Here is a 25,091-nt window from a genome sequence, read left to right on the forward strand (position 1 = left end):
ACATGCTCGGATTCCACACGGGAAGCCCTGGTGGCGTGGATGTCGTCATCGACAGGGAAGCGGTGATGCAGACGCCGGAACCGTCCGCTCGTCCGAGCCGCCTGCCGTCGCTGACCGGTATGCGGTTCATCGCGGCGTTCGCCGTGCTGGTATCCCACCTGGCCGGTCAGATCGTCGGATCGATACACCCCGGTCTGCCGTACCTGATCACGACCCTCGGACCGGTCGGGGTGGCGTTCTTCTTCGTGCTCAGCGGCTTCATCCTCACCTGGGTCGCCGACCCGAACGACACCGCCGGACTGTTCTGGCGCCGACGCCTGGTGAAGATCCTTCCGAATCACCTGACGACCTTCACGGCCACCGTGGCGTTGATGGCCGCTGCGGGCGTTCCGATCATGGTGATCAACACGATCCCGCCGCTGCTGCTGATCGAGCCCTGGATTCCCGACTTCGACGCCCTCGGCGGGCTGACCGGATGCTCGAATTCGTCTTCGGCATCCTGATGGCGCGCATCGTGATCTCGGGGAAGTGGATCCGTCTGGGCATGACGCCGGCGTTCCTGCTGACCATCGCCTGCGTGGTGGTCCAGTCCCACCTGCCCGGCGTGTTCCGCCTCTGCGCCGGACCGACCGCGGCCGCACTCGCCCTGCTGATCGCGGCCGCCGCCTCCGCCGACGTACGCACCGCACGCACCCCCTTCAGCGGCCGGACCATGGTGTGGCTCGGCGAGATCTCGTTCGCCCTCTACCTCGTGCACTACCTCGTGATCCAGTACGGCCCGATCGACGGCGTGCACGCCACGGGCGGGACGGCGGGCGGCGCCGCGTCGACGCGGCTGGTGCACATCCTGCTCACCGTCGCGATCAGCCTCGTCCTCGCGGCGGCCCTCTACACACTGGTCGAACGCCCGGCGGTCCGACGCTTCAGCCGGCCGCGCGGCCGCCGCGCCGGACCCACCCCGGTCCGTGAGGACGGCCGGCCCCGTACGCGTCGGCGCGATGAGCTCTCCCTCCGTCATCCTGGAGCCGTCACCCATGACGAAACCCAGCCCTGACCCGGCATCAGAACTCCCCGGACTCCCCGAATTCCCGGTCACCCGGCCGGACTCCCGCCCCCTCGACCCCGACGAGACCTACGCCCGGCTGCGCGCCCACGCGCCGGTGTCACCGGTGCGCTGCCCGGCCGGGATGGACGCATGGCTGGTCAGCCGCTACGAGGACATCCGGAGCGTGCTCACGGATCCCCGGCTGAGCTCCCGCGGCGCGGGATCGATGCACATGCTGCCCTCCTACGACCGGCGCGACCCGGCCCCGGGCTCGATGATCCAGCTGGACGGGGAAGAGCACGCACGGCTGCGACGGCTGCTGATCGGCGAGTTCACCGTGCGACGGATGGAGGCGCTGCGTCCGTCCGTCCAGCGGATCACCGACCGGCACGTCGATGCGATGCTCGCCGGGTCGAGCGCCGACCTGGTACGGGACTTCGCGCTGCCGATCCCGTCGCTGGTGATCTGCGAGCTGCTCGGCGTGCCCTACGACGACCACGAGTCCTTCCAACACGACAGCGAGGTGCTGATCGGCTTCGGGGCCGACGCGGCCACCCGCGACGCGGCCACCCGACGGCTGGAGGGCTACCTCGGCGAGCTGATCGTTCGGCGCCGGGCCGAGCCGCGGGACGACCTGCTGAGCCGGCTGATCGTCCGCGGCGGGGCGACCGAACACCCCCCGACCATAGGGGAGTTGGCCACGCTCGGCGTACTGCTGCTGGTCGCCGGGCACGAGTCGACGGCCAACATGATCGCGCTCAGCGCCCTGGTGCTGATGGCGGACCGGGAGCGGGTGGCCGCGCTGCGGGCCGCCCCGGACACCATCGGCACGGCCGTGGAGGAACTGCTGCGCTACCTGTCCGTGATCCAGTTCGGGCTGCTGCGGTACGCCACGGAGGGCGTCACCGTCGGCGGTACCGCGGTGGCGGCGGGAAGCTGGCTGGTCGCCGCGATCCCGTCCGGAAACCGGGACGAGGACGTGTTCCCGGCCCCGGACACCGTCGACCTGCGCCGACCGCCCCGCACACACCTGGCGTTCGGGTTCGGTCCGCACCAGTGCATCGGCCAGCAGCTGGCCCGGATCGAGTTGCAGGTCGCGCTGACCACACTGCTGCGCCGCGTGCCGGGGCTACGGCTGGCCGAGCCGTTGGCGCAGTCCGCGTTCAAGCACAACGACATCGTCTTCGGCCTGCGGAGCATGCCGGTCCTCTGGTGACGTCCGGGGCTTCGAGGGCTCGCGGCGCCCGCCGGCGGCCACGGCAGCGGCGGGCCCGCGTTCTCCCGCGTTTCCCTCTGGCCGGATCCAGCCCCTCCGCCCTCCGTGCGCGCGGACCGGCACTCACGTGCCCGGCAGCCCCGGGAGCGGCACCGGCCGCCCAGGTGGGAGACCGTCAGGTTCCGGCCGAAGCCTCCGGCACCGCTTGTCCATCGGGGAGTCGGCAGAGAACAGTTGTACTCGACCGGCCGGTGATCGCGTCCCACTCCTTGTGAACGAGAGGACATCGTCATGACCGACGTGTACGAGCCCCCGACGCTGGACGTGTACGAGCCCCCGATGCTGATCGAACTCGGTGACTTCGCGGACCTCACCCGGGGCTTCGACATCGGCAACCAGTCCGATGTCCACGGCTACTACCTCGCCCCCTGAGGAACCGGCCGATGAGCGGTCACCCGCGGACCTGGTTCGTGGTCCTTCCGGACACCGAAGCCGGGGCCGCGACGGCCGCGGTGTGGGGCACGGCCGAGTGCCGTGCCCTGCACCACCCCAGCGGGCGTCCCTGGATCCTCGGCCACTGGCCGGCCGACGAGCCGGTCACCGCCCAGGCCGGACCGGTCGCGCTGGCCGTGTTCGGCACCTCCGACGCCGACCCGCACCGCCTGCGCCGCCACGCCGAACGCGTTCGCGACCCGCGGGACGTGCTCGCCCTCGGCGGCGACCTCGCAGGCAGCTTCCACCTCCTCGCCACCGTGCACGGCACCGTGGCCGCGCGCGGCTCGCTGTCCGGACTGCGCCGACTCCACCTGGCCGAGGTCGACGGCGTCCCCGTGCTGTCCGACCGGGCCGACGTCCTGGCCGCCGCCGCCGGCCTCAGCCCGTCCCTCGACCGGCTCGCCCTCAGGCTCGCCGAGCCGCTGCCGCACCCCGTCGACGCGCTGCCCCTGTGGCCGGGACTCGCCGCCGTGCCGCCGAACCACGCGGCCGTGCTCGCCCCCGGACGCCCCGCCCGCACCCTCGCCCACTGGCACCCGCCGGCCCCGCAGCGAGCCCGGCCCGAAGCCGCGACGGCGCTCGGCCAGGCCCTGCGCCGGGCCGTCGACACCCGGACCAGGGACGGCGGGCTCATCGCCGCCGACCTCTCCGGCGGGCTGGACTCCACACCCCTGTGCTTCCTGGCCGCCACGGGCCCGGCCGAACTGCTCACCGTCACCATCGGCTCCGTCGACCCCCACCACGAGGACGCCGCCTGGGCGCAGCGAGCCGCGCACCACCTGCCCGGCCGACGACTCGTGCTGGCGGCCGAGGACATTCCCGCGATGTTCGCCGACATCGACACACCCGGACCGCAGGGCGACGAACCGTTCGCCTGGACCCGGACCAGAGCCCGCGACGAAGCCGTCGCCCGGCTGCTCGCGACGCACGGCGCCCGGCTGCGGATCAGCGGCGAAGGCGGCGACGAGGTGCTGCAGGCCCTGCCCGCCTACCTGCGCACCGTCCTGCCACGGCACCCGGCCACCGCCGCCCGCCACCTGCGCGGACACCGGGCCCGCCTGCGCTGGACGCTGCCGGACGCCCTGAGCGCCCTCAGCGACCCCCGGCCGTATTCGGCCTGGCTCGCCCGCGCCGCCGACCGCCTCACCCACCCCGACCCGCCGCGCACCACCCAACTGCTCGGCTGGGGGATGGCACCCCGGCTGCCGCCCTGGGCCACCGCCCGGACCGCCGAACTGGTACGCGAACAGCTGCGGGCCGGCCAGGGCTCGGAACCGCTGGCGCCGGAGCACGCCCAGCACCAGGCGCTGCGCATGGTCCGGCACAGCGCGGCGGCCATGCGGCAGCTGATCGACGCCACCGCCCGCGCGGGAACGCCGTACAGCGTGCCCTTCCTGGACGACCAGGTCCTGGACGCCTGCCTGGCCGCCGACCCCGCCACCCGCGGAACGCCCTTCGCGTACAAGCCGCTGCTCACCGCGGCCGTCGCTCCCGACGTGCCGGCCGACCTCCTCCGGCGCACCGGCAAGGGCGACTTCAGTCCGGACACCTACCAGGGGCTCGCCCGCCACCGCGCCGAACTCGCCGCGCTCATCGACGACAGCGCCCTGGCCCGCGCCGGACTGGTCGACCCCGCCGTCCTCCGGCAGGCCTGCCTCGGGCTGTACCCGCCCGGCACCTCCTACGCGGCCCTGGACGCGACGCTCGCCTGCGAGCACTGGCTGCGCGCCCACGGGACGAGCCGGCACCCCGCCTCCCCGACCACCGCCCAAGGAGCTTGAATGGCCACTCGGTTGCGCCCCGACGTGACGCTCACCCCGACCGACGACGGCGCCGTCGTCCTGGACGAACGCTCCGGCCGCTACTTCCAGTTGAACCGCACCGGGCTGCTCATCCTGCGGTCCCTGCTGGAGGACCGGACCGCCGACGAGATCGCCGCCGACCTCGGCGGCCGGTTCCCGGTCACGGCGGCCCGGGCACGTTCCGACGTCGACCGGCTGCACGAGAGCCTGCGCACCGCCGGGCTGGTCACCGGATGAGCCTGCACGCGCACGCCGACCACGTGGGCCGGCCGCCCTGGCACCTGCGGCCGGCCGTGCTCGCGGCGATCGGCGCGGCGCGGCTGGTCGAACGGCTCCCCCCGGCCCGGATCCGTCGGCTGATGAGCGCACTGCGGCGCGGCGCCCGCCCCGCCGGCCGGGCCGAGGCGCTGGCCGCCCGGCAGGCCGTGGTCGCCCTCAGCATGCGCTGCGCCGGCCAGGGATGTCTCCAACGCTCGATCGCCGCAGCGCTGTTGTGCCGCACGCGCGGCACCTGGCCGACCTGGCGCACGGGCGTGCGAACCGCCCCGTTCCGCGCCCACGCGTGGATCGAGGCCGACGGCGAACCCGTCGACGAGCCCGCCGAACTCGCCCACTTCCACCCGCTGATCACCGTCGCACCGGAACACCGACCGGGCCCGTGACCTCGTCGCCTCGCCCGGGTCCGGCCGTGGGTGGGTGCCGGTGGTGTGGTCGGGGTTACTTGCCTGCGGCCGTCATGGAGGTGACGGCGTCGGTGACGGTGGCGCGGTAGTTGCCCAGGTGGGGGTTGAGGACGCGGGTGTCGCTGGTGAGCGGGAAGTTGTGGGTGGCGGCGAGGGGCATGTTGGTGTCGTCCTGGTCGGCGAGGACGTTGAGTTCGTTGATGTCGGGGGTGGTGCCGGTGGTGGCGCCGCCGGGGTTGAGGTCGATGACGGCGTAGGCGTTCTGGCCGGCGGGGACGGGGAAGCGCTGGGTGCCGCTGGCGAGTACGGGCCGGATGTTGTTGCTCTGGTCGCGGGCGGTGGAGTTGCCGAGGTTGACGCCGGGGGAGGAGCTGAGGCTGCAGGCCTTGGTGCCGGTGTTGTGGACTTCGATGACCCGCTGGCTGGGTGCTCCGGGGCGTGCGGTGACGTGGATGGAGAGGTCGTTGATGTCGCAGGGGGTGGCGTCGGTGGGGGCGGGTGCGTTGCCGGTGCCGGGTCGGGCGCTGGTGGAGGGGCTGGTGCCGGACGGTGTGCGGGGTGCGCCCGTGGGGGTGTGCGAGGCCGCGCCCGTGGTCGGTGCGGTCGGTGCCCCGGTTGCGGGGGCCGCGCCGGTGGGGGCGGGTGTGACGGCCGCGGTGGTGGGGGAGGCCTTCGGGCCGGCGGCCGGGTCGGTGTTGTCGGGCCCGCAGGCGGTCAGGACGAGTCCGGCGCCGACGGCGAGGACGGCGGTGACGAGCAGCGGGCGACGGCGGCGGACGGACATGGTGGCTCCCCGATGACGGTGCGTGCTGGCTTGCTGGACACCCACCATGACGGTCGGTCAGTGGCTTTCGGTGGCATGCGCGGCGTCACAATCGCCAGGACATCGCGAGGATCGGACTGTGACAATCGGTCGGGGCGCCGCGGGTTGACACGGCGTACTTCGGGCCGGTCAGAGCCAGCCGTTCTGGGCGGCCTTGATGCCGGCCTCGAAGCGGCTGCTGGCGTTGAGCCGCTCCATGATGGAGGCCATGTGGCGGCCGACGGTGCGGGAGGAGATGCCCAGGCGCTGGCCGGCGGTGTCGTCGGTGAGACCGTTACCGAGCAGGCGCAGCAGTTCGCGCTCGGTGGCGGTGAGTCCGGTGGTGGGGTCGCCGGGGGAGGCGGCGCCGAGCGGGACGGCGGTGTTCCAGGCCTGCTCGTAGAGGTCGAGCAGGGCGGTGAGGATGCCGGGTTCGGTGACGTGAAGTGCGCCCTTGCGGTGGTCCTCGGGGTCGATGGGGACGAGGGCCTCGCGGCGGTCGGCGATGACGATGCGCTGGGGGATCGTGGGGGCGGTGCGGACTTCGCCGCCCTGGCTGAGCAGCCAGTGGGCGTATCCGGTGACGTGCGGCTGGTGGCGGGTGGAGTCCTGGTAGAGAGTGCGGATGGTGATGCCGCGGGCGAGCGCGCCGGCGTCGCCGGGGCGGGAGGAGTCGAGGTCCTCGGGGTGCTGGTTTCCGGGCTGGCTGCTGAGGGCTTCCGTGGTGGTGGTGCGGCTCATCTGTTCCAGGCGGTGGTGGACGGCGTCCATGCCCAGCAGGCGTTCGCCGTGGGCGGCGTGGTGTTCGGCGCGCTCGGCGACCATGCGGGTGACGGCGGCGCGGGACGCGGCGAGGGCGGCCTGGCGGGCGGCGAGGTCGGCTTCCTGACGGGCGAGCATCTCGGCGAGGCCGACGGCCGGGTCGACGGCGCGCATCCGGCCGGGGTGGTCGGCGGAGGCGCGCACGAGCATGAGGGCGCCGAGTTCGTCGAGGCAGTCGTGGACCTGGGTGGCGGTGGTCGCGCAGCGCCCGGCTATCGCTTCGACGTCGTCGGCGGGGTGGTCGAGCAGGGCTTGGTAGACCTGTTCGGCGCGGGCCGATAGTCCAAGCGCCTGCAACATGGTGTCCCCCTTGTGTGATGATCCGTGAGCTCTCGTGGCTGTGACAGCACACGAAGCTTCATGATCCTTTCATGGGATGACACGGCCCTCAAGGTCGAATATCCGGCCTCGACGGCAGGCCGCCCCACCCGGTTCTGGTCATGTCCATGACGGCCTGTCCGGAGTCGGACAGGCCGGTTGGCGACACCCGCAAGGCCTTCCGAGCCGCCCCCCGACCGGCAAAGCTAGTGATCGCCGCCAGGAAGACAGCCCGGACGGCAGCCGGACGGAGCGTCAACCGCGGGACGCACCGATCGGAGAAATCCCTTCGTGTCAGCAACAGTTGAGGACAGCCGATCGTGATCCAGAACCGTATCGCCAAGGCCGCCGCGGCCATCGCCATCTCGCTGGGCGCGCTGCTCGCCGCCCCCGCCGTCCTGTCGGTGAGCACCCCGGACACCGCCGTCAACGCCAGCTTCGGCTGGGGCGGCTGACCCGCGGATGGACGTCATCTACGCCGCCCTGCACCGCAGGCAGAGCGCCGGGCCGGTCCCGTCCGGCGAGGCGGCTGGGGCGGCTGAGGCGGCCGAGGTGGACAAAGCGGGCGAGGCGGCCGAGGTCCGCGCCGTCCTGTGGGCCCACGCCCGCCCCGACGACGGCCTCCAGCACATCACTGTCCGAAGCGAGGCCGACCGCGTCGACCTGCTCGTCTACCTCGCCAGCCGTGACCTCGCCGTCGACCAGGACACCCTGAGCCGGGCCCACGTCCTGATCGCCCGAGGCCACCAGGCCTCACCCCTGATGCGCCGGCGCTACCAGCCACCGGCGCCCCCCGGCTGCTGAACCCACGCCGCCGCTGAACCCGCAGTACCGCTGCGCCCGCACGACGCTGTCCGGCATCCGACGCCGTCTCGACCTCGCAACCCGCAACCAGCAAGAGGAGTTCCGCCATGCCTTCGTCCACGCTGTCCAGGCTCGCCCACGTCGCCCTCGCCGCCTCCCTCGCCGCTTCCGGTGCGATAGCCGCGACGGCCGTCACCACCACCGCGGCTCACGCGGCCACCGCCGCTGTCTCCGCCTTGTCCTCGATCGACGGCAAGGTCACCCGCAGTGAGGTCATCCAGCGGGCGCAGTACTGGCTGGGCAAGTCGATCCCCTACAACCAGGGCGGCTCCTACCCGGACTCCAGCGGCCGCAACTACCGTACGGACTGCTCGGGTTACGTCTCCATGGCCTGGCACCTGGGCGCGAGCCCCAACACCCAAGGCATCGCGGACTCCTACACCTACGAGATCCCGCGCAGCGAGCTCAAGGCCGGCGACGTCCTCAACAGCTACTACAACCACGTCCTCCTCTTCGAGAAGTGGGACGACGCCGCGCACACCACCTTCTCGTACTACTCCTTCGGTTCCACCCCGGTGAAGCACGTCACCGGCGCGTCCATCAACGGCACCCTCGACTCGCACCCCAACAGCGAGTACAAGGCCCTGCGCTACAAGAACATCGTCGACGACGTCCAGACCCGGGCCACGAAGGCCGGCGTGTACCACTCGTCCACGCAGACCTTCTACGAAGGCGACAACGCGGGTTCCACGCTGGGCTCGGCGAAGTTCGGTAACGCGGGCTGGACCCCGCTGGTGGGCGACTGGAACAACGACGGCGTCGCCAGCGTCGGCGCGTACGACCCGGCCACCGCGACGTTCTACCTCAGCAACGACAACAGCACCGCTGCCGTGACCGCGAAGTTCGGCAACCCCGGTTGGATCCCGCTGGTCGGTGACTGGAACGGCTCCGGCAAGGACAGCGTCGGCGCGTACGACCCCGCCACTGCCACGTTCTACCTCAGCAATGACAACAGCACCGCCGCAGTGACCGCGAAGTTCGGCAACCCGGGTTGGATCCCGCTGGTCGGCGACTGGAACAAGGACGGCAAGGACAGCATCGGTGCCTACGACCCGGCGACCCAGACCTTCTACGAGAGCAACGACAACAGCACCGTCGCGGGCTCGGTGAAGTTCGGTAACGCGGGCTGGACCCCGCTGGTCGGCGACTGGAACAACGACGGCGTCACCAGCATCGGTGCCTACGACCCGAACACCCAGACCTTCTACCTCAGCAACGACAACAGCACCACCGCCACCAGCTTCGTCTACGGCAGCCCCGGCGACGTCCCGATCGCCGGCCGCTGGTAGTCCGCCCCCAACCGACACGAGAGGAAGTCAGTCGAGCATGCCCGAGAACAAGTCGACCGCCCGTCAGACCGGTCACACCCGTCGCACCCGCTCGCTCGCCGCTGTCGCCCTGGGGGCGGCCGTCCTGTCCGTCGCCTCCCAGGCACCGGCCCAAGCCGCCTCGGTGGCCACCTGGGACAAGGTCGCCCAGTGCGAGAGCACCGGAAACTGGAGCATCAACACCAACAACGGCAACTACGGCGGCCTGCAGATCACACTGCCCACCTGGAAGGCCTACGGCGGCGTGGCCTACGCCTCCCGGCCCGACCTCGCCTCCAAGAAGCAGCAGATCCTCGTAGCGGAGAAGATCCTCGCCGGCCAGGGCCCGGGTGCCTGGCCCAACTGCAACGCGGGCCTGAGCACCGACCACGCCAAGCCGTACTCGGACCGGATCGGCGCGTACGACCCGGCGACCCAGACCTTCTACGAGAGCAACGACAACAGCACGGTTGCGGGCTCGGTGAAGTTCGGTAACGCGGGCTGGATCCCGCTGGTCGGCGACTGGAACGGCGACGGCGTCGCCAGTGTCGGCGCGTACGACCCCAGCACCGCCACGTTCTACCTCAGCAACGACAACAGCACCACCGCCGTGACCGCGAAGTTCGGCAACCCCGGCTGGATCCCGTTGGTCGGCGACTGGAACAAGGACGGCAAGGACAGCATCGGCGCGTACGACCCGGCCACCGCCACCTTCTACGAGAGCAACGACAACAGCACCGTCGTGGGCTCGGCGAAGTTCGGCAACCCGGGGTGGACCCCGCTGGTCGGCGACTGGAACGGCGACGGCGTCACCAGCATCGGCGCCTACGACCCGAACACCCAGACCTTCTACCTCAGCAACGACAACAGCACCACCGCCGTGACCATCAAGTTCGGCAACCCCGGCTGGAAGCCCCTCGTCGGAGACTGGAACGGCTCCGGCAAGGACAGCGTCGGCGGCTACGACCCGGCCACCGCGACGTTCTACCTCACCAACGACAACAGCACCGCCGCCGTGACCACGACGTTCGGCAACCCGGGCTGGATCCCCCTCAAGGGAAGCTGGTAACCGCTCACCGACCGGCTCACCTGGACGCGAACCGGGGCCGACGGCGGGACTTGAGGACCGCGGCCTGACAACGCCGCGCACACCGGGCGGCGGCCTGCACCACGAGGTGCAGGCCGCCGCTTTTGGCGCGAGACTGGACGGTCAGACAAGGGAGGGCACCGATGTTGACCGATACGTCGACCAGCGCCGGCAGGGCGGTCCTGCTTCATGACCGGTACCCCACGCTGGAAGAACTCGCCGACACAGCACACCTGCTGGCCGCCAGACACCCGGAACTCTGCCGCGTGCGCACCGTCGGGACATCCCGCGCCGGCCGGCCGCTGGTGCTCCTGACGATCGGCCACGCCGCCGCCACCGCCAACGTGCTGATCGTGACGGGTGCGCACGCCGACGAGTTCTCCGGCCGCGTCGGCATCGTGGAACTGGCCCACCGCGTCCTCGCGCAGCCGTCTCTGCACCAGGCGGTGACCTGGAACTTCCTGCTCTGCCTCGACCCCGACGGAGCACGCCTCGCAGAAGCCGGCGCCGGCACCCGAAGCCTGCCCGAGTACTTCGAGCACTACTTCCGCCCCGCCGCCGAGGAACAGCCCGAGTGGGCGCCGGCGATCGGCGGGAGACTTCCCGAGAGCCGGATCCTCCTCGACCTGATCGACGACCTCCGGCCGTCCCTCCAGTTCTCCCTCCACAGCGCCGACGTCGGCGGGACCTTCCTCCAGTCGACCTGCGATCCGGCCGGCCTCGCCGAGCCGTTCGCAAACTCCGCCGCCGGACTGGGGATCCCGGTCGAGACCGGCCCCTACGACGCCTTCTGGCTGCGCGAAGCGGGCCCGGGCGTCTTCATGATGGCGCCGCACCACATCGACCAGCAGGAAAGCAGCACCGGAATGCTGGCGCCACCTCGCCCCGGCCAACCTCGCCCCGGCCAACCTCACACCGCCCAGCCCCAGCAGGAGACAGGAGGCGTCCGCGCCACCACCTGGTTCGCCCCCCAGCGCTACGGCGGCGAGACGGTCATCGTCGAGACGCCGGCCTGGGCCGGCGCCCACCTCGGGGACACCCGCCCGGCCGACGACCCCTACGCGCGCCTGACCGCCTGCGCCGGCCAGGTCCGGGAGCGAGGGCGCCTGCTCACCGACCTGATGGACGAAGCTCTGCCCCACCTGGACGACACCGCCCTGCTCCGGGCCGCGCGCACGCCGCTGACGGCAGCGCGACAACTGGCCCACGCATGGGACCCGCGGGCCGCCGGACAGCGCCTCCTCCACCCGACGCCCATGACGGAGGCGAAACTCGCCGGCATCGAACTGTGGGCCCACCGGATCCCGGTCCGCGCGGCGGCGCTGCTCCGCCGCGCCGCCGAGGCGGCCAAGGCACCCACCACACCGGCCACCGCCCGACTCGACCACCTCCTCCAGGACTGGTGCGCCCAGTACCAGCGGCGCTTCCAGCCGACCTGGCTGCCCGTCGCCCGCCAGGCCGAGCACCAGGCGAACACCGTCCAGGCAGCCGTGGCACTCAGCCGCCCGACGACGCCCGGCCCTCGGCGCGACCGGTAGAGCACTCCGCTGCCTCGGCACCGTGGTTGCGGCCGCCGGTCGAAGCCGTCTCAGTGTGCTGAGGGGCGGTCGGCTCCCAATGCCCGTCGCGTGGCGGCGGCGAGGAGTGTGAGGGGGGCCGGGGCGGCGTGGGCGGTGCGCCAGGCGATCACGTGGTCGGGACGGACCAGCAGGGCGCCGTGGTCGCCGATGCCGCAGGTGTCGGCGGGCCGTTCCGTTGCCGGGGCGGCCCGGCGGGGCAGGAGTGCCGTGTCAAGGAAGGCGTTGTGCGGATCCAGCTCGCGTGCGGCCCGGATCCAGGGGTGTCCTTCGGGTCCGGCGAGAACCAGGTAGCGGCCGGCGTGGACCAGGTCGAGCGTGGAGCGGGGCCGGTCCGTGTCGGGGAGTGGCAGGTGCGGCAGCCGGGTGCCGGGCTCGCCGTGCCAGCGTTCCGGCTCGTCGGCCGCCGGGAGGGCGGCGGCCGGGTCGTCGCCGGGGACGGGGTAGCGGTAGCCGATGGCCACTGCCGCCTCGCTGAGCAGCGGGCGGAACTCGATCGGGACCCGGGCGCGGTCGCGGGCGCGCAGGAGTGCCTGGTCCACGGTGATCCGGCCCACTGCGCGGCGCTCGGTTTCGTAGTCGTCCAGCAGCCGCGGGTCGGCGTGGCCGCGCAGGACCGAGACGAGTTTGGTGGTGAGGTTCCAGGCGTCCTGGATGCCGGTGTTGGCCCCGAATCCGCCGGTCGGCGGGGTGACGTGGGCCGCGTCGCCGAGCAGGAAGACGCGGCCGGCGCGGTAGGAGTCGGCCAGCCAGCCGCCCATCTGCCAGGGCCGGTGTCCGGTGAGCGTGAAGTGCGATGGCGCCAGGCCGAGCGCGCGCGAGACGATGCCGCGGCAGCGCTGGACGTCGAACGCGGCTGGATCCGTGGTGTCGGGGTCGTAGGTCACCGACACCGTCCCGCGGTCCTGCGCCGTGTTCCAACTCAGGAACGCGTGCTCGGGTGGGCCGGTGAAGGCGAGGGCGAGCCGGCGGCCGTCGAGCACCTGACGCAGGTCGGCTTCGAAGCCGATCTCCATGACGTGCGCGACCACCTCGGTGCCGCTGCGGCCGATGCCCAGGTGCTCGCGGACGGCGCTGCCGTTGCCGTCCGCGGCCAGCAGGTAGTCGGCGGCCACGGTGTAGGTGGCGCCGTCGGCGCCGCGGATCCGGGCCACGGTGTGGTCGTCGTGGCGGCGCAGTTCGAGAAGGCGGTGGCCGAGGCGCAGGTCGGCGCCGGCCGCAAGGGCGTGGGCGCGGACGACCTCCTCCAGGTCGGCCTGTTTGACGAAGGCGCTGGGGCAGGGCGAGAGGCGGCTGAAGTCCGTTGCGGCCGGTAGCCGCCAGCGTCGCAGCTCCGGGCCGTTGAGCGAGGTGACCACCGCGGCGTGGTCGGCCGGTGGGAGTCGGTGCTGGACGGCGTAGACGTCCTGGTCGGCCCCGACCGAGCGGTAGGCCTCCATCGTTCGCGGATAGAACAGCTTGGCGCGCAGCCTGGTCGAGACCGCGGAGTGCTTCTCGACCAGGACGGGGGTGATGCCCCGGGCCGCGAGGAACAGGGCGGCCGAAGCCCCGACGATGCTGCCGCCCACGATCAGGACGGGGACGCGTGCGGGCGGTGGCGTCGGGGCGGCAGCGGACGAAGCGGTCTTGCTGTCGGCCCTGGTGGCGGGAGCGATGGGACCTGGCACGGGCATGGACCCTCCAAAAGAAACAGAACAGCTCTGTTCCATTATTGCCCGCTGGCGGCCCCCTAACGCAACAGGCCTGTATCGTTACTGGCGTGACCACGGAACTCCCCGGCCGCCGCGGGGGCCGACAGCGTGACCCCGCCACCGACACGGCCATCATCGATGCGGTTCTCGGCATGGTCGCCTCGGGCGCCACCCTCACCGGCCTGTCGCTGGTGACGATCGCCAAGCAGGCCGGGGTCTCGCGCAACAGCGTCTACCGGCGCTGGAAGACCAAGGACGAGCTCTACCTCGACGTGCTGGAGACGATCAACGAACCGCGGCCCTTGCCGGCCGGCGCCGACACCCGCGCCGACACCCGCGCCGACCTCGCGGTCCTTCTCCAGGCCCTGGCCGAGCGCGTCGTCGACGAACGGGCCAGCAGCATGCTGCGCGCTCTCAACGCCGAGGCGGCAACCTTCCCGCGGCTGCACAGCCGTTACTTCGAAGAGATCGTCACTCCCCGCCGGAATGCCATGAACCATGTCCTGCGACGCGGCGTGGAACGAGGAGAGATCCGCCCCGACATCGACCTCGACCTGGTCTCCGAACTCCTCGTGTCCCCCCTCCTCGCCCGCATGGCATCGGGCAGCACCGACCAGCTGGACCCGGAACGGGCAAGCCGGCGGATCATCGACCTCGTCCTCGACGGTGCGGCGCCCGCGCCGAGCTGAGGAGAAGAGCGGACTGGGCCGCGGCCTCCGCCGCGCCGACACCGCCTCCACGTGCGCACGGGCGCGCCCGTCCGGCACCGCGTCGTTCACCGGCATCGGGTGTCGCCGGGCCCGGGTGGGGCATTGCGTGTCAACTGCCTTGCTGACATCCTCAGTTGGCCGTACCGGTCCCGGCGGTCGGGCAGGCCCTGCATCGCGGGCGCGGCTCGTGCGGCTCGTACGGCTCGTGCGGCTTCGTGGCGGGGGCGGTGGGCGCAGCAGCAACAACGGTGGGCGGCGGTCGTGGTGCGTGCGCGGGGAGGCGGCGTGTGGGGTGTGGCAGCGCGTGCGGCGGTGCGTGTGGCGGCGGGGATGCTGGCGGTGGCGCTCCTGACCGGGGCGGTGTGGCTGGCCTGGTGGCTGAGCGCGGAGCGGATGGGCGCGGCCATGGGGCTGGGCCCGCCGGACGGCGTGGTGCTGGTGGACCGCTGTTACGAGGTGTCCGACAGCGAGGGCAACAGCGACGGCACCGACTGCCAGGGGCGGTTCACGCCGGCCGGCGCCTCCGCGGGCGAGGCCCGCCCGATCGTGGTGAACGGCACGACCGGCAAGCACCGGGGCGGCACCCGGCTCCCGGTGCGGCTGGTGCGGGGCGTGGCCTACGAGCCGTCGTCGGCGCCCGCCGTGAAGTACGGCATCGGCGCGGGCATGATTCTCGTACTGGGCGCGGTGCCGGCCGGCTGGCTGCTGGTCGGAGTCCGGCGTGGTGAGGCCCCGGAGGCCATGACCCTGGTGGTCGGCCTCCTCATCGGGCTTACGGCCGTGGCGGTCCTGGGCATCGTCGTCGGCTTGCTCGCAGGCCTCGTCGAACTGGCGCTCTGAGTGGGACCGGCGGGTGCCCCGTCCCGCCGAAGGCCGGGCCCGCGCCCCGGTGGTCGGTGCCCCGTCGGTTCGTTCTCCTCAGGGGCTATGGTGCGCGGGCCGTGGTCATTCCCCCCGTGTACGGGGCAGGGCCGTCGACGCGGTGCTCACCTGGTGATGTCGCCGTCCGGCACGTCCCGGACGGTGACCTCCTTGCCCTGTCGGCCCAGGATCTTGGCCACCACGTCACCGATCCCCTTCGCGTCGCCCGTCGGCTCGGGGACCGACCCGTCGGTGTACCGCTCGATGGCCTTCTGAAAGTAGGAGGGGTTCCAGGCCCCGACGGCCCCGCTGACGTCGACGGCCGCCACCCGTCGGCCACCGACGGCACGCTTGATGGCCGGCAGGACCTCGTCCGAGTAGTACTTCCCCGGGACCTGGAACAGGCTGGCATGGCCGCCGACCTTGCCGCCGTCCCACAGGTAGACGGTGACGACCAGGCAGCTGGTCACCGACGGGTAGGTGATCGTCCCGTGCGGACCCACCTCGCCGACCTCGCCCTCCGTGATCGAGAGGGTGGTCGCGGGCGCGTCGGCCTGCCGGACCTCGGCCACCGGGCCGGACGCAGCGCCGGGCCCGGTGAGGTCCATGGTCCCGGTAGCCCTGCCGAACGCGGCCCTGACGGCCCTGACGGAGCCGACGGAGCCGACGGAGTTGAGGGAGCCGACGGAGTTGAGGGAGTCGACCGCCTCGGTGGGGGCCGGGCCGTACGCCTGCTTGCCGGCCCCCGGCCAACCGGCCGACGCTCCATCGCCCCCGCCTGCCGCGCAGGCCGCCAACACCAGCACCGCGCCGACGGCCAGCCCGATCCTTCCCACGCACCGCTCGGACACCACGAACCTCATGACCCCACACCCCACGAATCCGGTCTGCACACACCCGCGCACGCACGCGGCGACACATGCTCCCGGGCACGAACGATCTCGTCAACCCAACACCCAAGACCCAACACCCAACAACCGACGGCCGACGGCCGGGGGTCACCGCCGCCGGTCGTGCAGCCGCCGGCAGCGGTCGCCGTGGTCGACCCGGCCGGGGGAAGGGAATCGGCTCCGATCGTCGCCGGGTCAGGCGTTGGGGGAGTCGGTGATCCACCGCAGGATGTCCTCGGCGACCTCCACCGGGGCACGGTCGGAGCTGGTGAAGGCCGTGGGGACGAGTTCGCGCAGTTCGTCGGCGTCCTGGACGGCTTCCTCGACCTGCTCCGCGCTCCAGCCGCGGGCGGCCAAACGGACGCGGCGGTCGTGGTCCGCGCAGTCCAGCCGCGCCCAGACGACCTCCGGGGCGTCCGGCACATCGGCCGCGGCGGCCTCCCACTCGGCCGGGGTGATGGGGCAGGACACCAGGACGGGCCCGCCTCCCCGCGCGAGCATGCCCGCGATCCGCACCCACAGGCGGTTGTAGTCGGGCCAGATGCCGGACGCGTCCGGGGAGGTGATGTCGATACCGAGCAACCGACCGTCGTCGTCGGGCAGTTCGTCGAAGTCGACCACCGTGACCGGCCGTTCCCGCAGCCGACCCAGAAGTGTCGACTTGCCCGCCCCCGGTGCCCCGGTGATCAACCGCACCACAGACCTGACCATGACGATTCCAGCCCCGCTTCCGTCGATGACCGGTACCCCGGATCCCGAGTGCCCAGCCGACCATAGCGGGACACCTGCCCCTCGTTCCTCAGGGTCCGGCCGCAAGCCGCCCTCCGGCGCCGCAACATCCGTGTTCTGTCGGCGAGTTCGCGCTGATCCGGTGACGAACCGGTCGGGGGCAAATCACCGATCGGGCTGCGCGTCCCGGCCGGGCTGGCGGAGACTGGTGCGCGGCACGGGGGCGGGGAAGCGGCGTGCCATCGGCTCGACGGTGCCTCCGTGACGTCAACGAGAGACAGGAGCTGCACATCCCATGAGCAAGCGCACCTCTCGCACAGTCGCGGCGGCCGTCGCCGCCGCCACGGCCGCGGCCCTGGCCGTGGGTTCGGCACCGGCGGCGGCCGCCAACCCTTACCCCGGGGGTATCTCGGTCGGGTCGCCGCCCATCGAGCCCGGTACCTACTCCAGTGAGCTCAAGGCCGCCAACGGCAACGGGGACAGCGTCTCCTTCGTCATCGTGGGGGACCTCACCCGTAACGAGAACATCAGGACGTACATGTTGCTCTGGAGGGCGGACTGGTCGACCGAACCACTCGCGCTGCTGCCGGGGGACGCCGGTGGTAGTCCGGTCGGGATCAACAACGCCCGTACCGTGGTGGGGACTTCCGCCGCGCAGGTCGGGGGCCGGCAGCACGCGGTGCGATGGACTTCCCCGTCCACACCGACCGAACTGCTTCCGCTGCCCGGCGACACGACGGCGGCCCCCGCCGCGATCGGTGACAACGGCACCGCGGTGGGGTCCTCCTGGGGCGCGGCGACCGCGAAGCACGCCGTTGCGTGGCCGCCGAGCGGTGCCCCCGTCGTACTGCCGCCGCTGCCGGGTGACACCGAGAGCGAGGCCGTCGCCGTCAACAGCTCGGGTACGGCGGTCGGCTACTCGTACCCGGTCGGCGGTATCGTCTCCCGGCGGGCGGTGGCGTGGAGCCCCGACGGGACCGTCACCGCGCTCGACGTGCCGGCGGGCTACGTGACCAGCAGCGCGGCCCGCATCACCGACTCCGGCGTCGTGATCGGGGCCGGCCGGCCGGGCGGTGAGCCGGGCGCGGACCACGCCCTCGTCTGGAACGCCGCCGGCGCCGTCTCCGACCTGGGCGCGGGCAGCCAGGCGAAGGCCGTGAACAACGCGGGCACGGTGGTGGGCAGCCTGGGAGGACAGGCAGCGCGCTGGGCCGTCGACGGCACGCCTTTGCCGCTCGCGCCGACCACGCTCACGAGCGTCGCCACCGGTATCAACGACCAGGGCGTCATCGTCGGGTACACCAGTGACCCGTGGCCGGCCCGCGCCCAGCTCTACGCGCAGCGCTGGAACCCCGACGGGTCCGTCATCGCGCTTCCCGAGTGGTCGAAGGACTTCCCGTACTCCATGCCGTTCTTCGTCACCGACAGCGGAATCGTCCTGGGTGAGCTGCTCCTTCGAGGCCTCGCGGGCTACGGCAAGCCGTTGACCATCCGCTGGACCATGTAGCCCCTGCAACGGCCCCGCCCTGACCCGTGGGGTGTCACCCCGCTACCGGAGGAGCGTGTATCGGTGGGATGACCGATGTGCGAGGGACGGGTGCGCGGACATAGTCCTCGGGAGAGCGTTTCCGGGCGGCCGTGGTGCGCCCGGTCTTCGAAAGGGGCCTTTCTGTGCACACGTATGCGGACCTGGTGTTTCTCGACGGGCAGGTGGTCACGGTCGATGCGGAGTTCTCCGTCGCCTCGGCCCTGGCGGTGACCGGCGGGCTCATCAGTGCCGTCGGCGGGCGCGACGACGTCGCACCGTTCATCGGACCGGGCACCCGGGTCGTCGATCTGCGGGGGGCGACGCTGCTTCCCGGTATCAACGATTCGCATCTGCACGGATGCGCCTTCGGCATGGCGTCGCCGCCGCTCTCCCTCCACCTCGGCCACCCCGCCGTGCCCTCCCTCGCGGACGTGGCCGAGGCGGTGCGGGAGGCCGTCGGCCGGGTCCCGGACGGGCAGTGGATCACGGGGCACGGCTGGGACACCGGCTACCTCGACGAGTGCGTCGCCGATCCGTCGCGGCTGCCCTCGCGGCTCGATCTCGACGCCGTGAGCCCGGACCACCCGGTCGTCCTGTACTCCTTCTCCGGGCACGCCACCTGGGTCAACTCCAAGGCGCTGGAGCTGATCGGGATCGACCGGCACACCGTCGCGCCGCCCGGCGGGGCCATCGTCGTGGACGAGGCGGGGGAGCCCACCGGGCTGCTCCACGAGGGCGCCCAGGACCTCGTCCAGAACGCGCTGCCGGCGCTCAGCCGACAGGAACGGACCGACGCGGTCAGGTCGGCCCTCGCCACGCTCGCCCGGCTCGGCGTGACCAGCTACACCGAGCCCGGGCTCGGCCCCGGCGGCGACGGCATCATGCGGGGCGCGCTCGGCACGGAGACCCTCGACGTCTACCGCCGGCTGCTGGCCGACGGTGAACTGACCGCCCGCGTCGGCGTCCTGCTCCTGCCCACCGGAATGGCCAGTACCACCGAGGAGTTCACCCGCGGCCTCGCCGTGCTCACGGCCCTCGGCGAACCCGGCGGGTCCGGTGGGTCAGGCGGGTCCGGCGAACCCTTCGAACCCGCCGCCCCCGGCGGCGCCGATCCGCGCCGCCTCGCGATCCACGGCGTCAAGGTCTTCGCCGACGGTGTCGTGCCCAACAAGACGGCCTGGATGCACGAGCCGTACGTCGGCGGCGGCTGCGGCTCGCTGTGCGTCGGCGGCCGGAGCGACACCGAGCGCAGTGCCGAGATCGCCGCCATCATCCGACACGCCCACGCCGCCGGGCACCAGGTGGGCGTCCACGTCACCGGCGACCGGGCCATCGACACCGTCGCGGACGCCTTCGCCGCGGCCATGGCCGAGCACCCGCGGCCAGATGCCCGCCACTACGTCATCCACGGCGACTTCCTCACCGCGTACGGCATGAAGGTGCTGGCCGCGCACGGCTTCGGCGTCAACATGAACCCCACCATCAAGTGGACCGTCGCCGACATGGAGGAGGACTTCGTCGGCGCCGAGCGAGCCGCCTACGCCTGGCCCTACCGCGACGCCATCGACGCCGGGGTGCGGGTCGCGAGCGGGTCGGACGCCCCGGTCACGTTCCCGGACTGGCGCCAGGGCGTGGCGACCATGGTGCTGCGCGAGTCGAAGGCCGACGGCCGGGTCAGCGGTCCCGAGCAGCGCATCGGTCTGGCCGAGGCGATCCGCACCTACACCATCGACGCGGCCTGGCAGGACTTCGCCGACGACTGGAAGGGCTCCCTGGAGGTGGGCAAGGTCGCCGACCTCTGCGTGCTGGACGGGGACCTGCTCGCCGCCGATGCCCACGACATCCCGGCGATGCCCGTCGTCCTGACCGTCATGGACGGGCACATCGTGCACGACACCCTGCGCGATTGACGCAACCCGGGCACATGATCATCCTTGGATGATGGCAACACAGCGCGGCGGTGCGGACATCCTGGAGGCGGCCCTGCGCGTGCGCGAGGCCGCCAGGAGCGCCACGAGCGGTGCGAGCGGCGTCGACGCGGTCCTGGCGGCGCTGTCGGAGGTGGTGGAGTACGACCACGCCTCCCTGACCAGGTGGGATCCGCTGCGCCGGCGCCACACCACCCTGGCCGGGAGCTACCCGGACGACGCCACGGCCTACATCGAGACCCGCCTGCACCGCGACCCGGTGTTCCCGGTGCTCCGCAGGCCGGCCCGGGGCGCTCTGTGGCTCGGGGACGTTCCCGGGCGGCTCCTGGCGGCATCCCCGGGCTTCCGGGAGGTGCTGTGCCCCCTCGGTATCGAGGACGGCGTGGCCCAGTGCCTCTTCGCCGCCGACGGCCGGTACGTCGGCATGCTGAACGTCAGCACCCGCGGGCCGCGGCGCGCGCCCGATCCGGCGCGCGCCGTGGTCACCCTCCTCACCGAGGCCCTCGCGGCGGCCGTCACCGCCCACGCGGGCCCGCCACCCGAGGCGTTCGCCGCGCCCGGCCCGGCCGCGAACGCGCCCCGGCCCGGCGGGCTCTCGCCACGCGAACTCCAGGTGCTGGCCGAACTGACCGCCGGCCGCACCAACCGGCAGATCGCCGAGCGCCTGCACATCACGCCCCGCACGGTGGGAACCCACATCGAGCACATCCTCGCCAAGCTCGACCTGCCCAACCGCGCGGCCGCGGCCGCCCGGGCCGCCGCCTGGGGCATCGGCCCCTCCCGCTGACACGGCCCCACCAGCACGAACCGCCTCACCGGCCCCGCAGACGCACGCCCGCCCCAGCCGGGCCAGGCCGGGCGGACGTGTGCCTACGGCCGGTACTGCTCGGCGAGGTCGCCGTAGCCGCCGGCCGTTCAGACCGCCTTGCGGAAGTCCGCGAGGACGAGTGCCTGGGTGCCCTGCCCGGCGGTGGGCGGGAAGTGAGCGGTGCCGCACCGGGCGCAGTACCAGGCCTGGTTCCAGAGCCGCTCGGCCTGCGGCCGGCCCTCCAGACGCCGCCGTCGGCTGAGGAGGAGCGCGGTCGCGCCCGCCAGCAGGGCGATCGCGGCGGCTAGGATCACGACCCCCAAAGCGGGACCAGGGCGTCGTTCGCGTCGGCGAGCGGGGCCGTCCTGGTCGACCGCGCGACACCTCAGCCCGAAAGAGCCGTTCTTGAGTGCCGCTCACCCCCTGACGCGCCTTGCCGTGACCGCAGCGACCCTCGCCGTCCTGGCCAGTTGTTCGTCCTCGCACGGCAAGGAGCCGCACCGGCCCGGAGTCGAAGCCGCCACTCGGCTCGGCCCAGGCGAAGGCCCGGACCTACCGCCCCCGGCTGGCACGGCAGCACCCTCCAGCGCCGCCCCGAGCGTGGGGAGTCCGGCGGACTGGCCCACCGAGCCGGTGGCCGCCGCCGAGGCTCCGACGGTCAGGAGCCAGGTGATCGAGCCCGGGTACACCGGCGAGTCGTATCTGAACCACCTGGCCACCACCTGGGGCATCACCATGAAGGCCCGGGAGAAGGTCGACTTCCCCGGCCGGCCGACGGTCTGGCACGCCTCGGGCGTCAAGCAGGACGGGAACACCGCGATGTGGATCGCCGCGGCGTGGACCATCGACGGCGACTTGACGACCTGGTCCTGCCACGTGACGGCCACCGCCGCGAAGCCAAGCCGATTTCCTCCATGATTGCGCCGGCCTGGATCACCCAGGAGCGGAACCGGAGTCCACCAAGACCTGGCTGGACGCCATGAAGCCCCGAGTGGACACCGCCTTCGCCGCCGGCCGGGCCCCCATCGACAGCCCGCTCCACCGCTCCGGCCCGGTGGCCTTCATGCTCCAGAAGGGACCCGACGGCACGTACAGCGGCGACTACTACGAACTGCGGACCTTCGGCGTCGGTTCGAGCTGATCGGTTGACTCGGTGTGGAGGAAGCGGGTGTACCGGGGATCGGAGGCACTCTCCATTGAGCGGAGCGCGCGCGGCGTCGGGCCTGCGGGGAACCGCCCGGGCAGGACGCCGTTCTGGTGCCCGGCGCCGTGCCCGCCTGCTGTTTTGCGGTCTGCGCGGTCTGCTCACGAGTGGCGTGCCGCCCCTGGTGTTTCGGTGGTGGGTCACTTGCATGAGGCGCCCTCGTGTTTGGTCGAAGGGGATGGGTGGAGAACCCGTGCTGGCGCCGCGTCGGCCACTGCCACCTGGAAGGGCGACATCAAGTCTCAGATGTTGAAAAGGCGTTCAGCGTTGGTGTGCGCGATCTTGTCGCGGTCCTCGGGGCTGAGCGGAGCGGTTTGCAGGAACGTGGCGTGTTGGACGGGGTCTCCGAAGGGATAGTCCGTGGAGAACATCAGCCGGTCGGCTCCGAACACCGTCAGCGCACATTGCAGGGGAGCGACGGTGGTGTACCCGCTGATCGTGAGGTGGACGTGGGAGCGCACCGTGTCGGCGACGGACTCGTGCCCCGGCCGCAGACGGCTGAGAACCTCATCGGCACGCAGCAGGGAGAACGGCAGGTTCTCCCCCATGTGCCCGACAATGACCTGCAGACGCGGGTGCCGGTCGAACACACCGCCCAGCACCATGCGCAGGACGTGCATCCCGGTCTCGGCGTGCCAGCCCCACCCTGCTGTCACCAACAACGCAGCGACAGTCGGGTCGAGACCTGCTCCGTATGCCTTGATGACAGCAGCCGGCGGATATGTCGGGTGCAGGTATACGGGGACCCCGAGCTCCTCCGCCGCCGCGAGGACCGGTTCGAACTCGGCGCTGTCGAGGAATCGGCCACCGGTATGGCCGTTGATGATGACTCCGCAGAACCCCAGATCGCGCACCGCACGGAAGGCTTCGGCTGCGGCGGCTTCAGGGACGGGCATGGGCAGACTCGCCAGCGCGCGGAATCGCCCCGGGTACTGCCGGACCGCCTCTGCCGCCCGGTCGTTCAGCGCCCGCGCCAGGTCAACCGCACGCGGACGAGGTACTTCCTGAGCGGCCGGAGCGACCACCGACAGCACCTGGACATCGATGCCGGCCGCATCCATGACCGCTATCCGACCCGCGCCGAGATCCGCCAACGGGCCCGCCGCAGCGGGTGGCAGGCCATACCCGGCCATCACCTCCTTTCCGTGCTCGGACGGCAGGAAGTGCTCTTCGACAGCGATCAGTCGCATGCGTTCCTCGTTTCCTCGACGGCGGCGGCCGCGCAGGCCCGCGCCGGCTTGCGCACCGAGTATCCGGATCGGCCCGGATCGGTCGCAACGAGTCCGCGGGCGTATGCCGGATACCGCGCGAGAGAGAGCCCGGATGCATGGAATCCATCGACTCCACCCGCGCACTCGCCGCCGACCCCGGCCCGGACCTCGAACTGCGCGCCGAGCTGCTTCGGGAACTGGCCTCCTGCACCTCGCCCGCGCCGGGCTCTCCTCTCCCGGCCCCCGGACCGTCCCCAAGCGATCCCCCCTGCCGCTGACCACCGCCCCCTCGCAGTGCGGCGACGAGCTCGCCCACGGACACGGCACGCGTCACCGCCGCTGCCACGGCTACGGCCCAGCCCGGCCCGGGCCTCGGCCACTCAGCGGGACCGGGAGAACCCGCCGGATGCCGCACGGTTCTGCGGCACGGCCTCCGGGGCACGATCGTCACATGCGAATCCTCGTTCTCGGCGGGTCGGTGTTCCTCGGCCGCGCCTTCGTCACGGAGGCCCTGGCCCGGGGCCACGAGGTCACCGTGTTCAACCGAGGCCGTTCCGGACCCGACCTGCCGGGCACCGTGACGGTGCGCGGCGACCGCCACAATGCCGGTGACCTGGCCGCGCTGGTCGAGCGGGCGCCGGGCCCCGACCGGGCCTGGGAGGCGGTGATCGACACCAGCGGCCAGCAGCCGCACGCCGTCGCCACCTCGGCCCGGTTGCTGCGCGAGCACGCGAGCCACTACGTCTTCGTCTCCTCGGTCCACGCCTTCGCCCGCTGGCCCGACCGGCCGGTCGACGAGGACTCGCCGCTGCACGACTGCCCGGCCGACTCGCCACCCGGCCTGCCATTCAGCACCGCGCTCAAGGCGGGCTGCGAGCGGTCTGTGCTCGAACAGTTCGGCACCGATCGATCGACCGTCCTCAACTGCGGTCTGCTGATCGGCCCGCACGAGAGCATCGGGCGGCTGCCCTGGTGGTTGGAGCGGACGGCGCGCGGCGGGCGCGTGCTGGCCCCCGGCAGGCCGGACCTGCCGATCCAACTGGTCGATGCCAGGGACTTCGCCGCCTTCGGGCTGGACCTGGGGGAACGCGGCGTCGGCGGCCGGTTCGTGACCACCTCGCTGCCGGGGTCGAGCACCTACGGCGAACTGCTCACGGCCTGTGCGGCGGCCAGCGGTTCGAACGCCGAACTGGTCTGGGTTGAGGACCAGCGGCTGCGCGCGGCCGGCGTCCGGCCGTGGAGCGAACTCCCACTCTGGTACCCGGAGTTCGATGACAACGGGAGCGCCGGCGCGATCTGGCGGGCGGACTCCCGGGCAGCTGCGGCGGCCGGGCTGCGCTGTCGCCCGCTCGCCGAGACGGTGCATGACACCTGGGCCTGGCTGCAGGAACGCGGCCCGCGCGAGGAGCCCTACACCCAGGGTCTACAGGGCGACGTGCTCGGCATCGATCCGCAGAAGGAGCGCCGGATCCTGGCGGGCGAACTCTGACGGCGAACCCTGGCGGGCCCGCCG

General features: G+C 72.4%; 28 protein-coding genes. 21 read left to right on the forward strand and 7 right to left on the reverse strand.

Going from position 1 to position 25,091, the window contains the following annotated elements; translation table 11 throughout:
* Positions 1-35 precede the first annotated feature (35 nt).
* The 7 genes from ACIOGZ_RS11830 (at position 36) to ACIOGZ_RS11860 (ending at position 5,220) form a co-directional block, all read left to right on the forward strand.
* Complete coding sequence (locus ACIOGZ_RS11830) at positions 36-503, forward strand: acyltransferase (RefSeq protein WP_363586894.1); 468 nt, start codon at positions 36-38, stop codon at positions 501-503.
* Positions 476-1,054 carry a hypothetical protein gene (locus ACIOGZ_RS11835; RefSeq protein WP_363586893.1) on the forward strand — a complete coding sequence of 193 codons (579 nt, stop codon included), beginning with the start codon at positions 476-478 and terminating at the stop codon, positions 1,052-1,054. The genes ACIOGZ_RS11830 and ACIOGZ_RS11835 overlap by 28 nt, the downstream gene beginning before the upstream one ends.
* Entirely contained in the window at positions 1,035-2,261 is a 1,227-nt protein-coding gene (locus tag ACIOGZ_RS11840; RefSeq protein WP_400985719.1) for a cytochrome P450, read from the forward strand. Before ACIOGZ_RS11835 ends, ACIOGZ_RS11840 begins: the two co-directional genes overlap by 20 nt.
* 291 nt (positions 2,262-2,552) lie before the next feature.
* A complete protein-coding gene (locus tag ACIOGZ_RS11845) occupies positions 2,553-2,693 on the forward strand; it encodes a lasso RiPP family leader peptide-containing protein (RefSeq protein ID WP_350878647.1) in 141 nt (46 codons plus the stop codon).
* Positions 2,694-2,704: 11 nt separating this feature from the next.
* Positions 2,705-4,537, forward strand: coding sequence for an asparagine synthase-related protein (locus ACIOGZ_RS11850; protein ID WP_400985720.1), 1,833 nt, complete (start codon positions 2,705-2,707; stop codon positions 4,535-4,537).
* Positions 4,538-4,795 (forward strand): lasso peptide biosynthesis PqqD family chaperone, encoded by a 258-nt coding sequence (locus ACIOGZ_RS11855; protein ID WP_363586890.1) that lies wholly within the window; start codon positions 4,538-4,540, stop codon positions 4,793-4,795.
* On the forward strand, positions 4,792-5,220 hold the full coding sequence (locus ACIOGZ_RS11860) for a lasso peptide biosynthesis B2 protein (RefSeq protein ID WP_331745183.1): 429 nt from the start codon (positions 4,792-4,794) through the stop codon (positions 5,218-5,220). The genes ACIOGZ_RS11855 and ACIOGZ_RS11860 overlap by 4 nt, the downstream gene beginning before the upstream one ends.
* 55 nt (positions 5,221-5,275) lie before the next feature.
* Here the strand turns inward: ACIOGZ_RS11860 and ACIOGZ_RS11865 are convergent, their stop codons facing one another.
* The gene (locus ACIOGZ_RS11865; RefSeq protein ID WP_400985721.1) at positions 5,276-6,025 is read right to left on the reverse strand and encodes a DUF4232 domain-containing protein; all 750 of its coding nucleotides are present in this window, start codon (positions 6,023-6,025) and stop codon (positions 5,276-5,278) included.
* A 168-nt stretch (positions 6,026-6,193) separates the two neighbouring features.
* The gene (locus ACIOGZ_RS11870) at positions 6,194-7,165 is read right to left on the reverse strand and encodes a helix-turn-helix transcriptional regulator (RefSeq protein WP_363632735.1); all 972 of its coding nucleotides are present in this window, start codon (positions 7,163-7,165) and stop codon (positions 6,194-6,196) included.
* A 338-nt stretch (positions 7,166-7,503) separates the two neighbouring features.
* Here ACIOGZ_RS11870 and ACIOGZ_RS11875 point away from each other — a divergent pair, with 338 nt between their 5' ends.
* The 5 genes from ACIOGZ_RS11875 to ACIOGZ_RS11895 all read left to right on the forward strand — a co-directional run bounded on the left by ACIOGZ_RS11875 (position 7,504) and on the right by ACIOGZ_RS11895 (position 11,979).
* Complete coding sequence (locus tag ACIOGZ_RS11875) at positions 7,504-7,638, forward strand: hypothetical protein (protein WP_363587130.1); 135 nt, start codon at positions 7,504-7,506, stop codon at positions 7,636-7,638.
* A 7-nt stretch (positions 7,639-7,645) separates the two neighbouring features.
* Positions 7,646-7,987 carry a hypothetical protein gene (locus ACIOGZ_RS11880; RefSeq protein ID WP_400985723.1) on the forward strand — a complete coding sequence of 114 codons (342 nt, stop codon included), beginning with the start codon at positions 7,646-7,648 and terminating at the stop codon, positions 7,985-7,987.
* Positions 7,988-8,094: 107 nt separating this feature from the next.
* Positions 8,095-9,336: a VCBS repeat-containing protein gene (locus ACIOGZ_RS11885; RefSeq protein ID WP_400985725.1), complete on the forward strand. Its 1,242-nt coding sequence runs from the start codon at positions 8,095-8,097 to the stop codon at positions 9,334-9,336.
* Positions 9,337-9,373: 37 nt separating this feature from the next.
* Complete coding sequence (locus ACIOGZ_RS11890) at positions 9,374-10,423, forward strand: transglycosylase family protein (RefSeq protein ID WP_400985727.1); 1,050 nt, start codon at positions 9,374-9,376, stop codon at positions 10,421-10,423.
* 161 nt (positions 10,424-10,584) lie between these two features.
* The gene (locus tag ACIOGZ_RS11895; protein ID WP_363587126.1) at positions 10,585-11,979 is read left to right on the forward strand and encodes a M14 family zinc carboxypeptidase; all 1,395 of its coding nucleotides are present in this window, start codon (positions 10,585-10,587) and stop codon (positions 11,977-11,979) included.
* Between the two features lie 50 nt (positions 11,980-12,029).
* Here ACIOGZ_RS11895 and ACIOGZ_RS11900 read toward each other — a convergent pair whose 3' ends face one another.
* Entirely contained in the window at positions 12,030-13,691 is a 1,662-nt protein-coding gene (locus ACIOGZ_RS11900; RefSeq protein ID WP_400985728.1) for an FAD-dependent monooxygenase, read from the reverse strand.
* An 86-nt stretch (positions 13,692-13,777) separates the two neighbouring features.
* Between ACIOGZ_RS11900 and ACIOGZ_RS11905 the strand changes: the two genes are divergently transcribed.
* Together ACIOGZ_RS11905 and ACIOGZ_RS11910 are read left to right on the forward strand one after the other, a co-directional pair.
* Positions 13,778-14,398: a TetR/AcrR family transcriptional regulator gene (locus ACIOGZ_RS11905; RefSeq protein WP_363587123.1), complete on the forward strand. Its 621-nt coding sequence runs from the start codon at positions 13,778-13,780 to the stop codon at positions 14,396-14,398.
* 360 nt (positions 14,399-14,758) lie between these two features.
* Positions 14,759-15,259 carry a hypothetical protein gene (locus tag ACIOGZ_RS11910; RefSeq protein WP_363587122.1) on the forward strand — a complete coding sequence of 167 codons (501 nt, stop codon included), beginning with the start codon at positions 14,759-14,761 and terminating at the stop codon, positions 15,257-15,259.
* 146 nt (positions 15,260-15,405) lie between these two features.
* Here the strand turns inward: ACIOGZ_RS11910 and ACIOGZ_RS11915 are convergent, their stop codons facing one another.
* Complete coding sequence (locus ACIOGZ_RS11915; RefSeq protein ID WP_400985729.1) at positions 15,406-16,143, reverse strand: hypothetical protein; 738 nt, start codon at positions 16,141-16,143, stop codon at positions 15,406-15,408.
* 222 nt (positions 16,144-16,365) lie between these two features.
* Entirely contained in the window at positions 16,366-16,881 is a 516-nt protein-coding gene (locus ACIOGZ_RS11920; RefSeq protein ID WP_363587120.1) for an AAA family ATPase, read from the reverse strand.
* Between the two features lie 313 nt (positions 16,882-17,194).
* Between ACIOGZ_RS11920 and ACIOGZ_RS11925 the strand changes: the two genes are divergently transcribed.
* The 3 genes from ACIOGZ_RS11925 (at position 17,195) to ACIOGZ_RS11935 (ending at position 21,142) form a co-directional block, all read left to right on the forward strand.
* A complete protein-coding gene (locus ACIOGZ_RS11925) occupies positions 17,195-18,406 on the forward strand; it encodes a hypothetical protein (protein WP_400985730.1) in 1,212 nt (403 codons plus the stop codon).
* Positions 18,407-18,570: 164 nt separating this feature from the next.
* The gene (locus tag ACIOGZ_RS11930; protein ID WP_400985731.1) at positions 18,571-20,337 is read left to right on the forward strand and encodes an amidohydrolase; all 1,767 of its coding nucleotides are present in this window, start codon (positions 18,571-18,573) and stop codon (positions 20,335-20,337) included.
* A 28-nt stretch (positions 20,338-20,365) separates the two neighbouring features.
* Positions 20,366-21,142, forward strand: a complete 777-nt coding sequence (locus tag ACIOGZ_RS11935; RefSeq protein WP_400985732.1) for a LuxR C-terminal-related transcriptional regulator — start codon at positions 20,366-20,368, stop codon at positions 21,140-21,142.
* A gap of 128 nt (positions 21,143-21,270) precedes the next feature.
* On the opposite strand, the gene ACIOGZ_RS11940 is transcribed toward ACIOGZ_RS11935, so the two are convergent.
* Positions 21,271-21,477, reverse strand: a complete 207-nt coding sequence (locus ACIOGZ_RS11940; RefSeq protein ID WP_400806564.1) for a hypothetical protein — start codon at positions 21,475-21,477, stop codon at positions 21,271-21,273.
* Positions 21,478-21,601: 124 nt separating this feature from the next.
* Between ACIOGZ_RS11940 and ACIOGZ_RS11945 the strand changes: the two genes are divergently transcribed.
* A complete protein-coding gene (locus tag ACIOGZ_RS11945; RefSeq protein WP_400985733.1) occupies positions 21,602-22,081 on the forward strand; it encodes a hypothetical protein in 480 nt (159 codons plus the stop codon).
* 61 nt (positions 22,082-22,142) lie between these two features.
* Positions 22,143-22,304: a hypothetical protein gene (locus ACIOGZ_RS11950; protein WP_400985735.1), complete on the forward strand. Its 162-nt coding sequence runs from the start codon at positions 22,143-22,145 to the stop codon at positions 22,302-22,304.
* A gap of 305 nt (positions 22,305-22,609) precedes the next feature.
* On the opposite strand, the gene ACIOGZ_RS11955 is transcribed toward ACIOGZ_RS11950, so the two are convergent.
* On the reverse strand, positions 22,610-23,557 hold the full coding sequence (locus ACIOGZ_RS11955) for an amidohydrolase family protein (protein WP_400985737.1): 948 nt from the start codon (positions 23,555-23,557) through the stop codon (positions 22,610-22,612).
* Positions 23,558-23,694: 137 nt separating this feature from the next.
* On the opposite strand from ACIOGZ_RS11955, the gene ACIOGZ_RS11960 reads away from it, so the two are divergent.
* On the forward strand, positions 23,695-23,856 hold the full coding sequence (locus tag ACIOGZ_RS11960) for a hypothetical protein (protein WP_363587114.1): 162 nt from the start codon (positions 23,695-23,697) through the stop codon (positions 23,854-23,856).
* Between the two features lie 173 nt (positions 23,857-24,029).
* Positions 24,030-25,067 carry an NAD-dependent epimerase/dehydratase family protein gene (locus ACIOGZ_RS11965; RefSeq protein ID WP_400336092.1) on the forward strand — a complete coding sequence of 346 codons (1,038 nt, stop codon included), beginning with the start codon at positions 24,030-24,032 and terminating at the stop codon, positions 25,065-25,067.
* The last annotated feature ends 24 nt before the right edge of the window (positions 25,068-25,091 follow it).

The sequence above is a fragment of the Kitasatospora sp. NPDC088160 genome (assembly GCF_044741445.1).
GTDB lineage: Bacteria > Actinomycetota > Actinomycetes > Streptomycetales > Streptomycetaceae > Kitasatospora.